Consider the following 15,597-nt stretch of genomic DNA (forward strand, 5'->3'; position numbering starts at 1 on the left):
CTTTTCTATGGTTTGACGGAATAATCAAATGGCATGGAGAGCTGAATGGAAATTGCCGGAAGTGAAACTTTTTCCCGGTCTCCGCAGTAGGTGGATATGACATCACGTCTAATGGATTTGAGCCCTCCATCTGCAGAAAAAGTAAGAAGAGGGATCAGACTAAAATTTAAGAAGCAAGAACTGCCTTTTTTATAGAAATCCAGGAGCTGTTGGCCCCGAACAGGAAGAGAGTAATCAGCTAGGAGGTCAACAATTCTCTTCAGCTTTTTAGAATTTTCTTCGGATAGTTCTGTTACTTTCATTCCGCTTTCTTTGATATCGCTTATTGTCAATAAACTGTTATGGGGTAAGTCATTCTCTAAGAAGAGATTGAGAAGATTTTCTAACGTCTCTTCAGACAACTTCTTTTCCTTAAGTCTTTCTAAGAGTGCTCCTTTTATTTGATTCTTAGCTCTTAGAGCTTGGGCCATGACTATAGGGTCAGCGTTTTTATAGAGGGAGAGTAAAGAAGCGGCCCTCTCCTCAAACGAACAATTTTGAGAAAGAATGGCAGTAATATCCGAAACAGATACCGTTGGTGTCTTTGGATTAGTAAAGTTGTTAACCATGGGGTCAAACGGGCTAAAGAAGGAGCCCTTAGAGGCGATTAACTCGTCACCCATCAAAGCCAACAAGGAAGCTGCACTAAGTGCTTTGTCGGGAACAATAATAGAAAAGTACTCACAATTCTCTTTAATTAACTTGACAATATTCAAAACTGTTGGAAAGTTTCCTCCCTTGCTAGAAAGAAGGATACCTAATTGCGGAACCTTTTCTTCATCAGAAAGACCTTTTCTTTCTTTGATTTTTCTGAGTTGTTCCGCAATAAAATATTCCGCTGGATAGCTTATTTCTCCGGGCAGTTCATCGGAAGAGGAGGAGAAAAGGGAGATGATCGGCATTCCGAGGCTTTTTTCCGTTTCTTCAATTTCCTTTCTCACTTCTATGAGAAGAGGATCGATGATGTTCTGAGGATTTTTTTCTTTCTTCATAATTGATTGCTCTTTTTCTCTAATTTTCTAAGCTCGCTGCTTTGTTCCTTAGTGATGAGATTTACCGAAAGTCCGACTTTTTTGAGATCTGTGAAATAAGCGCAAGAATCAAAACTTCCTAATTCTTTTAAAAAGTAGTCAGGCAACTGCTCAGGAGCCTTGTATTTGGGGTTTGTAATTAAAAGCAATTCTTGTCTTAAGAAAGCAAGATGTTTCTCCGCCTTTTCTCTTGATTCCAAAGAAAATGCTTGAATTTGCAAATGTTCAATAAACTCTTTTACTGCTTGGGAGCTATTTTCGAAAATCTTGTTGACGAATTTCAACCAAGGCTGAAACTCATAGGGGTTCAAGTGCCACGGTTGTCCGTTGTGGACCACTAAAGGAAATCCATGCATATAAAAAGTAGGATCGATAGCAGCTAAAGACCCGTAGGATGAGATGTAGACTTGTTCGGCGCCAAGGGCTAACACGGTTGCTAGACTTCCTGCTTTAGAACGAATCCATAAGTTATAACGAATGTGAAGCGATTTTAAATATTTAATGGTTTGGATAGCGCTCCCAATATCAAAAGAAAAGCTATTGATAACGAGGTCTATCCTTTGAATATCCGTTCTTTTGACTGTCTTTTTAACCTCTGTTAAAAGTCCCGATTTTCTTTGGCTTAAAAAGGTCATCTCTTCTTTAAGAAAAAGATAACTCAAGAGACCATTTCCATCATTTGCGAGGGTTGAGAATTCGTTCAAGCAGGGCATAACAGTTTGTACCTTTCTCGGGAAGTTCGTTTAAGAATTCTGGGACATTATCTTTTTTAGCTTCCGAGATAGCGTGCTGTATAGAGCCAATATTTAAGATTTCCTTCGGGATTGTCGGTTTTTTATAGTTCGGAAAAAGTTTATTCATTTTATCCATGCATTCTGTTGAAGTTTGAATCCTTGCCCCGACTCCTTTATGCAGTACGAGCCAATATTCAAACTGGGGAGCACTGAATATCAGAAAGCACCTGTCCTTTTCCTGAAATTCAAGCAAAGGTTTCATCTGTTTCTCATTCCAGTTATCTTTATCGCAGACAATTGCCACAAAACTGCCGTGAGGAAACTTCTTGATCTGATCTGTAGCTTTTCCGAGCAGGGAAATTGGATCACTTTTGTTATTGCTGCATTCAACCTCGATATGCCAATTTGAACATAATCCTTTAATTGCGCAGAAGTAAGCCCGCTCTGTCTTTCCCTCGCATACGATCGAGAAGATAGGCTTTAAAGTTCTCCCGGGTCGCTTTCTTCTTCTTTGGTTTAGCATGGTTGTGTCTCAGAGAGAGAAAATTTAATCGGAGTCTGACAAGGAGTTTCTTCTACTTCTCTGAGATTTGTGAAGGAAATCAAAGAGCAAGAGATTGTCTCCGGATACACAGGCTCTAAAAAATTTTCATTATGTTCAGCACCTGAAGCCAAGAGTCTAGGCAGTCCTCCCATTATCCCTTGCAAGTAACTTTTTTGAATGTCTTTGTCCACCCGTAAGTCTTTAAAGTCTGTGACGGGATACATCTCCGATGAGCCGTCCTCAGCTCTTTCACAAATCCAAAGTTCGTCTCTTCTAAAGAGTTCTTGATCGATTAGTTGGACATCGTGGGTGGTAAAGATTAATTGCTTCCGAGAGTCTTCATTGCATTCCTCTAAATACCTAGCAATTAGGTGACTTGTGAGCTTAGTATGTAAACTTCTGTCAAGTTCGTCAATAACATACGTTAGGCTGCCATTGGATGAATTCAATTTGTCGAATGCTGGCTTCAGATCAAGGAGCCTCAAAGAACCGTCAGATTCATCCGTAAAAGAGAAAAGTTCTTCGGCTCCTTGGGTGTTCTTGTGAACAGTCATGAGCTTCTCAGCTTTTATCCCATTATTTTCCTCTTCATGAGTAATTCTTAAGGCTCCTCGCCTAGGATCCCTGACATTCAAAACAAAACCAGAAGGTAAGCCTGAACTGAGACGTTTAATGTCTTCCGGAAGTTCTTCAGAGACAGGAGTGGCTCTTATAGAACAAATTCCTGTTCCAAGTACAGAAAGATCATCTTCTGAATTTTTTTCAAGTTTTGCTATGGAGATGGAATTAGGGGTAATTATTCTCAGTGAGTCCTTAAACCAGTTAAAAACGGGAAGAATTTCGCTAATCTGGGCTCCTCCCAGAAGACTTAGTGCAGTATAGTTTTTCTGCAAAAAAGGAGTTAAAAATTTGATAGAGTCGGGTGAAATTTCTTTTCTTAAGAGTTCGCCGGAAGTTAGTTTTGTGTCCTCTCTTTGGAACAAAATTTTTTCAGAGCTTGTGTTTTTGAAAGAAAGCCTCTCGTTTAATATCTTTTGCTTATTTAACACTAAAGAATAACTGTAAACGCCATCGTTAAGCCATAAATCAACACCTAATTCAGTTGGTTGATTTTTGGTTTCAGGGTCAAGGCGGAATCCAAATGGTTCTGCGGACACAAAGACCTTGCTGGGATCAACAATGAGATTCTGAAGAAAAGAGAAGGCCTTGACGAAGTTCGATTTGCCCGAGGCATTTGGTCCGAATATGGCGCTGATGGGCAAAAGGTTTAATCTAAATTTTTTTAATTTAACAACTGTTTCAGAGTGATTCTTCTCTCTACCTGCTTCCATTGTGAAAGAGACTTGGTTTTTAAAAGATTTCCAATTTTTAATAGAAATGGCAATTAACATCTTATGGCCTCATTGTCTTTTTTGAAATTATTATACCAGTTAAGAGAAAAAATCACCTAATTTGCTTAAAAATTATTGTATTTATCAAATTTTTTCTTTTAGACAGAGAATTTTTAGTGTTAATTTGCTTTGCGTCCGGACTGTTGGAATTGTTGTATTCAAGATTTGTTCAATGTTTCACCAAATCTCATTCGTAGGGATTGTTCTTGCCAGAAGGGAAGGGAACCATTGGCTCTGGTAGGAGAATCTTCTCTTTCTCCCCGACTTTGAAAGTTCAAGAGTAAAAAAATCCTTCGATGTATTGATGCCCAAGGCCTCGAAGGATTTTTAAATTTTTTCGCTTGTAGTCCTACAAAAGCTTGTAGATGACAGGGGTAACCGTTTCCTCATCATTATGGAATTTTGTTTTCAAGCACCGCTCAAGATCTGCTCTGTTGGACAATGTCGGCAACTCCTCTAATCCGCAGCTTTTCAGTATTTCCGGCAAGAAACTCGTTTTTATTTCTCTTTCTCTAATTTTCTGCACTAGCTCTTCATTAGACACATCGCGCCAATTTCTTCTGAGATTTTCAAAGCTCTTTAGCTCTAAGAACAACAACTGTTGATCCGATTTAAGGACTGCTACTTTTGCATCTTGCAATGAACGGATAAGCATGTCGATTGATAATTTTGTTCCTCCCATATGGACTGCATGCTGCAGCAAGCGAAGAACCAATAGACTTAGGACACAGACACCAATATGCCCTCTGATGTGAACTGAATTCCACACGCGAACCGGTCTAAAGCCTAAATGACTTTCATTATCCTAAAGCAGTCTTCAATCTGGTTGAGGATGTGATAAGTCGAAGCGACATAACGGCCAATTCTATTGAGCCTTATTTTTTCCTCCTCCGGCTCTAATTGCTTTTCTTTATTCTGTTCTCCGGCCAGCTCCGGTGCCTCCTTATAGACCATCCCGGCAAAGTCAGCTAGTCTCTTCTTTTTTTCGTAGACTTTTTCATCTACGCCAACAATAATCTTCACGGCTTTCTTTGCTTTGGCTCGCGCTTTTTTGTTTATTTCTTTCTTTGCGTCTTCAGTTTCTTCGGGTTCATCTTCAGGCAGCACGGTCTCTGTCTTTACCATCCCCCGCCAACCGTACTTGGACGCTTTCAATTCTTTTCTTTTCGCCGCTTTCTCCTCGATGACCTTTCTCCAGGCCTCAAGAATGGATTCGTCACGTTTTTTTCTTTTCTCGCTGAAGGTAAACACAAGAGTGGTACTAACCGTTTCCGCTGGATCCCGACTGTTTGTCTTTTGATAATCGGCAATGACTTTGAATTTGCCGTGCTCCGGACTTCCGATTACTAAGTCTTCGTAGCCCGATAAATCAGTCATGACATCCGTAAGCTTGCCTCCGAGGTTACTGACTTTCTGCGACATTAGAAAGCCAAAGCCTCTATCTTCTAGCATCTTCAGATTGGATGCGGAGTTCAAACCTCGGTCTGCAACAAGTACCGTTTTTAGGAAATTGTATTTCTTCTGCAGCGTATCAATGGCCTGTGCCATTGTTTTGAATTCGGAGGAGTTTCCCGCAAAGACTTCGAAATCCATGGGAAAGCCGTTCTTATCGATTACAAGAGCGACAGAGACCAGCGGTAAATCTGTTCGTTGTTCTTTTGATGGACCACGCATCCGCAAATATCTTAATTTTTTGCTTTCTATTCTCGCCCAGACGTCGCTCGGAATTTTGCACAGGTCAATTTCGTCCTCTTCTAAAAGAGAGGCCTCCAGATTGCCGGCTTCCACCTCTTCGATCAAAGCGTCATAAAGCCTTTCGTGATAGTCCATCTGTCGTTGGTAAGAGAGGATTCAAAGTAGGTGTTGGTGACATCGTAGAACACTAGGCTGGCCCTGTCTTTTCCAAAGTCTTGATCCAGTTTGCGGTTTATTGTCTTGAAGAGCTCGTCTTGGTGGTCATTGAGCCATTGCAGGGTTTGATAACACCCATTAAGTGTTGCATGCTCTCCGATAGGATTTCCGATAAAGCTATCGCGTCGATCAAATTGAGAGATAACGGAAGCAGGGTCGATGATTTTGCAAAAGACCATGTAGGAAAGAATCGAGTTCAGAGAGTAGCGGGCTTTGCAGCCGGTCTTTTGCAGATAATTAATCCGAGTCTGAAGAGTCAGCGAATTCCAAATTTTACGCAAAGGCCACCAGGCATAGCTCAGAGTAAAGCAGCCTTCGGTATTGGCCGGAGTGTCTGCTGTGCATAGAACACCCTGTAATTTAGTGGCTAGTTCAGATTGCTTCTGAGCTTTGCGTGCTGAACTTTGTTCAGCGTATTTAGCTTTTAAATGCTCAAGAATATCCGGGTCGTTAGTGGACTTTTGCAGCTCATCAAGCCGACCGAATACTTGAACAATTTCTTTGCGAACTTTCTTTCCTTCTCGAAAACTGCGCACCAAGCGGGCATAGGTAATTTTCTTGTCTTTTCCGCCAGAATAGTTTCTACATGCATAAGACCTCCGGCAATTAGCCTAATTGTTGCATTTACATTAGGAATGCATTGAGAAAATATAGAAAAGGCAAAAAAATTAGACCCAATGGGTCTTTTAAGAAGTTGGAGAGTTAGATAACCATTAAACTCTGGCTTAGCCAGCGTGGAAGGCTTATGTCGTAACGGACTGTAGCCATGTTGCAGTATTAAAGCTGAGAGCACTCTACATAAAGGTCACGAGACATACGCTTTGGTGCTTTGGCTATGCATAACCAGTTTAAAAAAGCTCTCAAGCTAATCGGAGCTGAACGCCTGGGAGAGGGGCAGGGCGCGTCCCCAGGCAAAGATGCTTAAATAGTATTTGTATGCAATAAAACGGAAGATCTATCTCACAATAATTTCATCTTGAGCTCGAAGCAAAAGGCTGCCCCAAAATTTTCAGAGCAGCCTTGCCTTGCTTACAGACGGTGTTTAACTACTTTTCTATCTTAACGGTATCCATGGCTATCACTGGTTCACCCTCAATTTTCGTCCACAGATACAACTGAGTCATTACACCAGGGAAAGTTTGAGCCACAGCAGCTTTAACAGGGAAAGAAAGGATCGCATCCTTTTTTCCGTCCCCGTTAACATCTTTGAATTCAACGGATGTCGGGTTGCTCAGTTGCAAGTTCCGATTCAAGCTTCCATCGGGATATCCGTCCCCAAAGAATGTTTGTTTCGGATCAATTCCCTCTGCGTTAATATCTTTGGAAGAGAAAAGAGTGACAGTGACATTGCCTTTGTCATTGGTAGAAAGCTTGCTTGCACCAATCGCAATCGTAGCCTTGTAGTTCTGCGCTACTTCGGATGCCGTTGCTCCCAGAACTTTATCGAAGCTTTCAACGTTGAACTGATGCATATGGTCTACTGTTTTTTCTTTGCTTACCGTGGAGAGCTGAAGGGCTCGCTCGTAAGCTATTGCAAAATCCTGTTCTGCTTGTGCCTCGAAGACTTTTTGTTTGTCCGCAAATTTTCTGAATGCCAGATTATCCCAATCTAAGAAGTTTTGATGATTAATAAACGTGAAAACCGTTCGGTCAGGAGAGTAGTCAAAGTCATTCGGTACACTTCTAAACTGTGCCTTTGTGGCTTGCTCCGGCGTTAAATAAGACTGAATGTCCGCTGGTTTTCCAAGCATGAATTGCGGATAAGAAAACTGGGAATCGGGACGTCCGGAGGTTCTCCAACTGTAAGATATCAGAGGATTCTTGGTCAGAACGTACACTGCGCTGTCAAAAGTGCCCGAATTAGAGGTTTCGTTGAACATCTCGTGCTTCCAACCGGACTTGTTGGTGTACCAAGGATTGTTTTGTCTTAGAAGTCCGCGGACGTCCGCAACCGACATCTTTCTTTCCGGTTTGATACTCATAGACTCGGGATAATTGTATGGCTGTACCATGTCTTTGCCGGTGAGTCGATAAAGGACGGCGCGTACTCGCTCAGTGTTAGCGGGTCTGTCGATTCGAGCCCGAAGTTGATAGGCCTCGCGGAAATTAAAGTCTGAATAATCTCCGGCTTTTGCTGGCTTATAAGTACCCTTCTCTATAGCATGCTGTACTAAATCAGGAGAGGCGATGACATTTTCTTTGTCTTTCAAATCGACCTGACCAAGCGAAAAGGCATTGCTCATTACGGTCATTTCATTGTCGCCGACGCGTCTGGCTAAATAACGGCCGCCCTTTAATAAAGCAAGCTGCCAAGCCTCTTTTGAGTCGGCAATGGTATAAGTTCTTCCTTGATGGCGGTAACCGTACTTAGTTACCAAATCAATAGCAATCTTGACGCCGTCTCTGGCTGATGTAGCGCGTTCAGCGAGCAATCGACGAATACCGTAACCAATACCTCCGTCCTTGACTTTTTCATCCTTTTCAATGGTCAGATTACAGTTGTTAGAAGTTATGAGAACTCCGGCTTCATTGTAAAAACCGTCGGAAAAAGCGTAACCGTCCGGGTGTAATGTTTGTTGCCACCAGAAGCCTAGAGTTTTTTCTACCTGAGGTATTTGAGCGGTATTGGGTTCATACTGAAGCATCTCTCCTGTTTTGTGTACAGCTGGAGGGACCCAGTACTGATTACTCATTACCCGGCCGTCGTTATCCTCGTTATGGCCAACAATAATGTTTCCATCGGCACTGACGTTTTTACCCACGATAATAGTGAAGCAGGCATTCGCAGGACTCATCGTACCAACAGCTGCGGCTACTAAAACGGCAGACCAAGCGGCTTTAAATCTCATTTGAACACTCCTTAAATGAAAATGTACATCAACGGCTATAATTCTGAGCGTCACGGAATAAGTCATCAAGGCGTTTTTAGCAAACCTGGGTTAACCCTATGAATCCAAATTCTTCTTCTCCACTTCATGCGCTTCGGCTGGACACTTGGCACTTAGTCAGGCGCGTTGCTCAGCTAGGCTCTATGAACAAAACCGCAGCTGATGCCGGATTGGACGTAGGAAGGATTAGCTCAAAGATCCGAGCCTTGGAAGCAGAACTTGGTTTTGAGATTTTTCGCCGTAACCCACATAGCGTCGCGCTTACTGCAAGAGGCACCGCCATGCTCACAGAAATTTCTCCTTTGCTAGACCAATTTGAGGGGTGCTTGCAAAAATTTTCTACTTCATCAGATTCGATAAAGCGTACCCTCAAAATTAAGGTGCCAAATGGAACAATTCCTGTCTTTATTCGTTGGTTCAAAGCTTTTAGAGAAGAGTTCCCTGACTTTGATATTGAATTAACGGACAATAAATCAATTGATTTAGGGTCTCAGATGGGTTTTGATGTGGCAGTCTTTTGTAATCTCAACCAAAAGCCGCCGGGCCCAATAGAGAGGCTTGGTGACGTTCCTACCTTTCTTGTTGCCTCACCAAAATACTTGGAAACTCACCAAAAAATCATTTCGCCGGGGGACCTTGATTCGCATTGTCTGATTTCTTGCTTCAACTGGAATACGTCTCTCAGGTGCTTGTACGGACCTGACGGAGCGACCATATCGGTTAAAGCGCAGCATTTCTTTTGCGTTGACTGTTCTCAGAGCTGCCTGCAAGCTGCATTGGAAGGAATTGGTATTGGCTGGGGCGTTCCGTTAATTCTTTGTCGCGATGCTTTAAGCCGCGGAGATTTAATCCGCTTGTTGCAGCCATTTGAGACGGTCGGTCTTTCGTACTATCTATCCGAGACTAAACCAGTAAGCCTTCCTTCGGGAAAGACTTTGGGAGAGTGGATTGCTAATCATTGGCAAATGGAGTTCGGACACTTAACACGGTTGTCTCCGGCGTTTGCTTTGGACTGATAAGGGAAATAGAGGTTTTTGAAGAGACAAGACAATTTACCCGCCAAAACGTTTTGAAGTACTTCAGTATCTCCGAGATCTTTTATACATGCTTCTTTCCTATAATTTCTCTCGGGAAAGTATTATGACAACCTATGGAACCTCCTAGACTTATTACCTAGAAGGTTCGGAATTCAGGATGAATGAGTTGAAGATATACCTTACAGGCGATCGTCAATTCTTAAAGTTTTCAATATGTTGTTTGCCCAGTATCGGGAAGTTATGCCGCGATCGACAGTTTCTTGAATACCGTTGCAGGACCAGATTTCATGATCGCCTCTCGCTTGTCGGACGAAAAAACTCCGTTTCCTTTGATTATGGCAATGAGGAACTTGTAAATGCCTTTCATTGAAGCGTAACCAAGTCAAAACTTGGAATGACGGTATTAGTCTCTTTCTTTTTGAAAGCTTCCTCGAGAGCTTCAGCAAAGAGACCGGATAGTTTTTCTTTTAGCTCCTCGGGCGTTTCTGCTTCCGTGGCAATCCCCAAATAGGGAAGGAAATCCTCACAAGTAGCTACATAGACCTGTGCTTCCTTGTCATACATGACTGCCACTTTGGTTTTGAGCGAACAGCCCGCTCGAGCAACTAACTTCCACCCTGGTCTGCCCACTCTATATGCAAACATCTAAGTTCCCTCGATCAGTTAAATACTCAAAAACCATGATTGGGATTCTAGTGGAATTTCATTAAAGTTAGTCTAAATAAGTGAAATTCATAGTAAGTTACTGTCCCACAATGAACGTAAGTAAATCAAAGCGCTATGGCCTCTAATCCAATAGTTTTTTCAGCTCAACGGCGGTCAGGGTTTGCTTGTTCGAATACGGCTCGTTTTTCAATACTTTAAAATATTTTTTGATTTCTCAAATTAAAGATTTCGAAATTTTGATGCCTGTATCCCGGCAATTTTTCCGAATACAAAAGCGGACATTAAAGCAACTCCTCCTAACCGATCGTGGCCATGTGGACCACCGGATGCTTCGCCACAGACATAGAGACCAGGAATGATGTCACCATCTGTTTTGACAACCTCAGCGAGTTGATTGAATTTAATTCCTCCGCAACAGAAATGAACGCCAAGTTTTTCCTTACCAAAATAGTAAGGTGGACGATCAATAGTTTGAGTAAATATATTTTTCCCAAAAATCGGATCTTTTCCTTTTTTGGCGTTTTGATTATAGAAATCAAGAGTTTGACGCAAAGTTTGAGGCGAAACTTTCATTTCAGAAGCCATTTCTTCAATAGAGTTTGCTTTCTTTATCACTTTGTTTATAAGCTTGATGCCGAGGCTGGCTCCTTTTTGGGACTGGGCGTCGGTTATTGCCCAAATTTCCCTTTGAGGCTGTAGAAGAATCGCATCAGAGACTTCTTTCCAGGACGCAGCTTCGTTTACAAAACGTTTGCCAATGATGTTGACATATATATCTCCACCAACGTAGTCTAGGAGCCGTCCTCCCCAGAAGGGTATTAATTGAAGGTATTCGACATCTTTGGTAGCAGCGCCTATTTTTTGAGCCATTATTAGGCCATCTCCAGTTGCTCCATCAAAATTCTTTCCGAAAGGATTTGCAGTAGTGGGAAATTCTGGGCCAAGGCGTGAGTCGTATTTCATTCTTAATGAAACATTTGCAGTAAAACCGCCCGTTGCCAAAATAACTGTTCTAGAGAATAGTTTTGAAACGCTACCGCTTGGATTTTGGATGTTGACTCCAATAACTTTTCCATCCATTTCAATTAAATCTAGTACCCTAGTTCTAAGATTTAATTTGGCTCCGTGTTTTAGCGCATATTGGAGAAGCGTCATCACATAATCATGTCCCGCCCTAACCAGTCCGGTAATATGACTTCTCGGATGAAGGCCTGCAACGGTTTGAAAGATTCTATCGTCCCATTTGATTCCGAGCTCTTCGAGCCAGTTTATGGTACTTTCAGATTGATAACATACAATTTTTGCAAGAGAAACATCGTTTTTATTTCCTCCAATCTCTAGCATGTTCTGAAGCATCAATTCCGGAGAGTCTACGATGCCTTGTTTTTCTTGTCTTTTTCGATCGATTCCTGCAACGTACCCGGTCGAGAGAATAGAATGACCTCCAACAATAGGACCCTTTTCTAAAATCAAAACATTATGCGCTCCGTTTTGTAAAGCAGCGCATGCGGCGGATAAACCAGCTACACCTGATCCTACAACTATGACATCCCATTTTTTGTCTTTCTTTTCTTGCGCCCAAATAGGCCCAGTCAGGGAAGAACCTAAGGCGAGTACCACTTCTCTTCTAAAGAGCATCTTTTTCCCCTGAAATACCAAGGCTTTCATACATTTTTAAAGCCTCAATGGAAGAATGTACATCCAGCTTATCGAAAGCATTAGCTCTGTGCATTTTCACTGTTGGCAAAGCAATATTTAGTATTTCGCATATTTCCTTGTTGCTTCTTCCCTTGGCCGTCAGGAGGAAAATTTCTTTTTCCCTTGGAGTCAGTGTCCGGTACTTATTGATGGCATTGTTCTTCAAATTTGTTGCTGGAACTGAAGCAAGGTTTTTTCTACACGCTTCTTCAACGGTTTTATTAAGAACCAAAGGATTTATTGGTTTTTGAAGAAAATCGAAGGCTCCATGTTTTAATGTGTAGACGGCAGACTCTACATCACCATGTCCAGTTAAAAAAATGATAGGAAGATTATTTTGATTATTTGAAACTAACCTTCTCTGGAGTTCTAACCCCGTCATTTCAGGCATTCTTAAATCCAGAATTATGCATCCAGGGGCGGAAAAGTCTTCAAATGCAAGGAAATCTTTTGCTGAAAGATAAGTTCTCACTTTCCATCCTGTCATTTGTAACAGTAAACCCAAAGACTTGAGAAAGTCTTCGTCATCATCAATAACCCTCACAATAACCTTTGATTGAAGTTCTGAAACTTCGACGGCGTCAAACATTATTTTCTCCCACATTGTACTTTACGAAGAAAATGCTTACTTTTAACCCTCCGGCAGGTCTGCGTCTGAATTGAATATCGGCTCCAAAGTGATCGGCAATCCCCCGAATGATAGAGAGACCAAGCCCAAGACCCTCTGGCTTAACGCTTTCTCCTAACGATACAATCCTTTCGACATCTTTTTCTGAGAGATTTTTCCCGGAATTTTCCACTTGAAGTGAGTAACGGCCATCTGGTTCCTCAGAAATAGAGATTGCCAACAGAGGAGATCTTGGAGAATTTGCAGAGGCTTCCTCATATCCATTCTTTATGAGATTCAAGATTAAAAGCTCAAGAGATAAAGGTTCCGAGAGAATATATGCCGTTGGCAAATCACAATTAAAACCAACCTTAATTTTTTTAAGACCCGGCTCATTGGCTTCAAAATTTCTAAGTGCTTTTCGAGCAATAGAGATTAAATCAGTTTTAATCAGTGGATTTTGTCTCTTCTTCGCGAAGTTCCTTACAGAATTTACCAGGTTATTTAGTCTTTCCAGTTGGACCGACATAATGTCCAGAATATCATCTTGAAAATTGTCTTTGTTCTTATTCTTACTGAGATGGATTTTTAATATTGCTAAATAGTTGGATAAAGTTCCCAGAGGCTGCTTCGACTCGTGCGCAATAATAGTTCCGAGCTGAGAAATGATTCCGTTTTTCTCTAAAGCAGCAAACCTCTGCCGGCTTAAAGCAGCTTCTTCATTAGCCCGTTCCTTTTCCTCAAGAGCAATAGAGAGAGCTCTCGTCTTTTTTTTAACTAAATGACGAAGGCGCAGTTCATTAAAAATTAAAAATAGAAGAGCAGCAATTACTACTAAGAGCTCATTTTTGAATCGCTTCACAAGGCCTTTTAAAGAAGTATCTTTTAAGTAGGAATAAGGTCCAAGTCCTAAGTCCTTCATTAACTGCTCAATGGAAAATTGATCGTGGTCGACTGACCATCTCAAACCGTCGAAAGGCGGCATACTAAGGAGGGTTATGACAATTTGTCGTGTTAACGATTCCGACGCTCCAGACAGCGCAACAAAGGACATGTCTGGATATAGGTCAGCCGTAGAGCGACGACAGTTAAAGTCGTTACCTGCACTAGATTCTTCACCGATGACCTTTAAAATTCCTTTTTCTATTAATCCTAAAGATTCAACTTTTTCAAGAACGCAGGTTGTTAGGATTCCTGCATCTACGTTTCCATTAAGAACGGAAGAAATTACATCAGGTGTTTGAAATTGAGCAAAATAAACAGACGAAAAGAAATTATCTGGATCGTATCCTCTCTGCCTGATTTCTCTTAGGGCGGCCAACCAGCCTCCAAGAGAGTTAGGAGAGGAGGCTGCAATCTTTTTCCCTCTTAGATCTTTTAATGTTTTTAAATCGTCCCTGTCGTTCCTAACGATTATCGTGCTTCCTACAGTTTTTGTCGCATTATTTCCGTTGGCATTGATTCTAGTCGCCAGGTGAGTGAAAGGGGCCATGCCTCTGAATTCCACTAAAAAAATGCTTGGAGCTATTAGATAGTCAACGTTCTGTTCATCTATCTCGGAAATGGTGTTAATCGGAGATAAAGGTATCAATTGAAATTCGACCTCAGCTATTCGAGACTCGAGTGCTTGTAGGGTTTGTTTGATTGTCTCGTTCTCTTGATAAAGTTCAAGGCCATAGGCATAGCCAATTTTTATTTTCTTTATTTCAGCGGAGAAAGAAGAATGCGGGGGGAGGGTAAGAAGAATAAACAGAAGACAGCTGATTAAGAGGCACTTCGTCTTTTTTCTTCTGACTTTCATCGTAGTTAAAATGTCCTTGTACTTTTTCAGAGAAGTTCGTATGGTGAAAAGAAAGGAGCTCTTTCTTTTATGAGCTTATATTACAGAAGAAGAGAGGGAAAGATATTCAGGGAAAACATAAGTCTACCTCGGACACAACATTTAGCATTATTGAATGCTTGCTAGAAGGTTAACAAAATAAATCTCCTCACATAAGTTACCTCTTCCGTAATTTCTGGGGATTTATAAAAATATCGCCTGGCAAGAAACCTTGTCAGGCAATATTAAATTCATCTGATAGGTGCTAGCTGCAAAGCTGGTTCAGAAGATCTTGACTGTATTTGTATGTCAAATCAAACACTCTTTGAGTCTGATAACCTGGAAGTGGAACTTCTACACCTATGGGTCTTTCTGGCATGTGTCGTAGGAATTCTACGAGTGGGAGCTCACCCACGCCAGGAATGAGACGGCCTTCTCGAGCTTCTTTCACGACGCCTTCAAATCCCTTTGGAGTGCCAGCTGTTGATTCAACTTTGAGTGTTCCAGCTCTCTGGGCTTCTACCAATTTCTTATCGATCGGCCCATTGATAACAGCATCACAAAGGTGAATTTCTCCAAGATATTTTTGAGGAATTTTGTCAAGATCAAAGTGACTTCCGCCTGATCTATACAAATGGAGAGAGTCAACGGCAATGGTGCAATTCGGTCTATCAGCCATCTTAACAAGTTCAAATGCTTGTTCAAGCGTACCAATAGTTCTCCAGATCATGAATTCAACATCGATATTAAAGCCTCTTGGTGCGGCATAATCAGCCATGTCCTGCAGAACTCTTGCGAATTTTTCCTTATTCGGAGCATCTCCGCATAAGGTGAGATTTTTTACGCCCAATTCTGCGCAAGCATCCATAACGGGATGGAATTGAGAGGGATCGGTATCAGAGTTAATCGCAAAGCCGTCAACTCCGTGAAGTACGATCCCTGTATTGGCTAAGTGCTGTTTAAAGGCACGAATCTCTGGAGTGTTAGCTCTAAATTCATGAGCAAGAGCACCTGGAACGATTGGGTGAATTCTTAAGCCCATTTTTTCGTAACCAGCTTTCTTTGCCTGGAGAGCAAATTGTTCCGGAGGAAGCTCGATCGCACATAGAGCTATGGCTTGTAAAGGTCTTTTCTTGCAATCCATTGCGTGGACTGGAGGGAGAGCGGAAAGAGCCGTGGATCCCGCAATCATTGCTGCTGTTTTAAAGAAACTTCGTCTTTGCATAATCTTA

14 protein-coding genes are annotated in these 15,597 nt (G+C 41.7%); 1 reads left to right on the forward strand and 13 read right to left on the reverse strand.

Going from position 1 to position 15,597, the window contains the following annotated elements; genetic code table 11:
* Window positions 1-5: 5 nt before the first annotated feature.
* From ACYQ4O_RS01005 to ACYQ4O_RS01040, 8 genes are all read right to left on the reverse strand, one after another.
* Window positions 6-1,031 (reverse strand): SDH family Clp fold serine proteinase, encoded by a 1,026-nt coding sequence (locus ACYQ4O_RS01005; protein ID WP_281523966.1) that lies wholly within the window; start codon window positions 1,029-1,031, stop codon window positions 6-8.
* A complete protein-coding gene (locus ACYQ4O_RS01010) occupies window positions 1,028-1,705 on the reverse strand; it encodes a Clp protease/crotonase-like domain-containing protein (protein WP_460174455.1) in 678 nt (225 codons plus the stop codon). The genes ACYQ4O_RS01005 and ACYQ4O_RS01010 overlap by 4 nt, the downstream gene beginning before the upstream one ends.
* 40 nt (window positions 1,706-1,745) lie before the next feature.
* Window positions 1,746-2,327, reverse strand: coding sequence for an RloB family protein (locus ACYQ4O_RS01015; RefSeq protein WP_281523968.1), 582 nt, complete (start codon window positions 2,325-2,327; stop codon window positions 1,746-1,748).
* Window positions 2,321-3,739 carry an AAA family ATPase gene (locus ACYQ4O_RS01020; protein ID WP_281523969.1) on the reverse strand — a complete coding sequence of 473 codons (1,419 nt, stop codon included), beginning with the start codon at window positions 3,737-3,739 and terminating at the stop codon, window positions 2,321-2,323. The genes ACYQ4O_RS01015 and ACYQ4O_RS01020 overlap by 7 nt, the downstream gene beginning before the upstream one ends.
* 349 nt (window positions 3,740-4,088) lie before the next feature.
* Window positions 4,089-4,508, reverse strand: a complete 420-nt coding sequence (locus ACYQ4O_RS01025) for a hypothetical protein (protein ID WP_460174456.1) — start codon at window positions 4,506-4,508, stop codon at window positions 4,089-4,091.
* A 17-nt stretch (window positions 4,509-4,525) separates the two neighbouring features.
* The gene (locus ACYQ4O_RS01030) at window positions 4,526-5,569 is read right to left on the reverse strand and encodes an IS1634 family transposase (protein WP_304703084.1); all 1,044 of its coding nucleotides are present in this window, start codon (window positions 5,567-5,569) and stop codon (window positions 4,526-4,528) included.
* A complete protein-coding gene (locus tag ACYQ4O_RS01035) occupies window positions 5,536-6,186 on the reverse strand; it encodes a hypothetical protein (RefSeq protein ID WP_281523973.1) in 651 nt (216 codons plus the stop codon). The genes ACYQ4O_RS01030 and ACYQ4O_RS01035 overlap by 34 nt, the downstream gene beginning before the upstream one ends.
* Window positions 6,187-6,696: 510 nt before the next feature.
* Complete coding sequence (locus tag ACYQ4O_RS01040) at window positions 6,697-8,499, reverse strand: C69 family dipeptidase (RefSeq protein WP_282164100.1); 1,803 nt, start codon at window positions 8,497-8,499, stop codon at window positions 6,697-6,699.
* 98 nt (window positions 8,500-8,597) lie between these two features.
* On the opposite strand from ACYQ4O_RS01040, the gene ACYQ4O_RS01045 reads away from it, so the two are divergent.
* Entirely contained in the window at window positions 8,598-9,554 is a 957-nt protein-coding gene (locus tag ACYQ4O_RS01045; RefSeq protein WP_281523976.1) for a LysR family transcriptional regulator, read from the forward strand.
* A 384-nt stretch (window positions 9,555-9,938) separates the two neighbouring features.
* Here the strand turns inward: ACYQ4O_RS01045 and ACYQ4O_RS01050 are convergent, their stop codons facing one another.
* From ACYQ4O_RS01050 to ACYQ4O_RS01070, 5 genes are all read right to left on the reverse strand, one after another.
* Entirely contained in the window at window positions 9,939-10,220 is a 282-nt protein-coding gene (locus tag ACYQ4O_RS01050; protein WP_281523977.1) for a DUF1902 domain-containing protein, read from the reverse strand.
* 240 nt (window positions 10,221-10,460) lie between these two features.
* Window positions 10,461-11,879 carry an FAD-dependent oxidoreductase gene (locus ACYQ4O_RS01055; protein WP_304703085.1) on the reverse strand — a complete coding sequence of 473 codons (1,419 nt, stop codon included), beginning with the start codon at window positions 11,877-11,879 and terminating at the stop codon, window positions 10,461-10,463.
* On the reverse strand, window positions 11,869-12,528 hold the full coding sequence (locus ACYQ4O_RS01060) for a response regulator transcription factor (protein WP_304703086.1): 660 nt from the start codon (window positions 12,526-12,528) through the stop codon (window positions 11,869-11,871). The genes ACYQ4O_RS01055 and ACYQ4O_RS01060 overlap by 11 nt, the downstream gene beginning before the upstream one ends.
* A complete protein-coding gene (locus tag ACYQ4O_RS01065; protein ID WP_460174457.1) occupies window positions 12,521-14,347 on the reverse strand; it encodes a PhnD/SsuA/transferrin family substrate-binding protein in 1,827 nt (608 codons plus the stop codon). The genes ACYQ4O_RS01060 and ACYQ4O_RS01065 overlap by 8 nt, the downstream gene beginning before the upstream one ends.
* 283 nt (window positions 14,348-14,630) lie before the next feature.
* Window positions 14,631-15,590, reverse strand: coding sequence for a sugar phosphate isomerase/epimerase family protein (locus ACYQ4O_RS01070; RefSeq protein WP_277040885.1), 960 nt, complete (start codon window positions 15,588-15,590; stop codon window positions 14,631-14,633).
* Window positions 15,591-15,597 lie beyond the last annotated feature (7 nt).

The sequence above is a fragment of the Turicimonas sp. TL08 genome, assembly GCF_054660695.1.

Coding starts and splice junctions, on each gene's coding strand:
- ACYQ4O_RS01065 (WP_460174457.1), bottom strand. CDS start 14,347: ATGAAAGTCAGAAGAAAAAAGACGAAGTGCCTCTTAATCAGCTGTCTT.
- ACYQ4O_RS01030 (WP_304703084.1), bottom strand. CDS start 5,569: ATGGACTATCACGAAAGGCTTTATGACGCTTTGATCGAAGAGGTGGAA.
- ACYQ4O_RS01055 (WP_304703085.1), bottom strand. CDS start 11,879: ATGCTCTTTAGAAGAGAAGTGGTACTCGCCTTAGGTTCTTCCCTGACT.
- ACYQ4O_RS01045 (WP_281523976.1), top strand. CDS start 8,598: ATGAATCCAAATTCTTCTTCTCCACTTCATGCGCTTCGGCTGGACACT.
- ACYQ4O_RS01020 (WP_281523969.1), bottom strand. CDS start 3,739: ATGTTAATTGCCATTTCTATTAAAAATTGGAAATCTTTTAAAAACCAA.
- ACYQ4O_RS01015 (WP_281523968.1), bottom strand. CDS start 2,327: ATGCTAAACCAAAGAAGAAGAAAGCGACCCGGGAGAACTTTAAAGCCT.
- ACYQ4O_RS01050 (WP_281523977.1), bottom strand. CDS start 10,220: ATGTTTGCATATAGAGTGGGCAGACCAGGGTGGAAGTTAGTTGCTCGA.
- ACYQ4O_RS01060 (WP_304703086.1), bottom strand. CDS start 12,528: ATGTTTGACGCCGTCGAAGTTTCAGAACTTCAATCAAAGGTTATTGTG.
- ACYQ4O_RS01070 (WP_277040885.1), bottom strand. CDS start 15,590: ATGCAAAGACGAAGTTTCTTTAAAACAGCAGCAATGATTGCGGGATCC.
- ACYQ4O_RS01010 (WP_460174455.1), bottom strand. CDS start 1,705: ATGACCTTTTTAAGCCAAAGAAAATCGGGACTTTTAACAGAGGTTAAA.
- ACYQ4O_RS01040 (WP_282164100.1), bottom strand. CDS start 8,499: ATGAGATTTAAAGCCGCTTGGTCTGCCGTTTTAGTAGCCGCAGCTGTT.
- ACYQ4O_RS01005 (WP_281523966.1), bottom strand. CDS start 1,031: ATGAAGAAAGAAAAAAATCCTCAGAACATCATCGATCCTCTTCTCATA.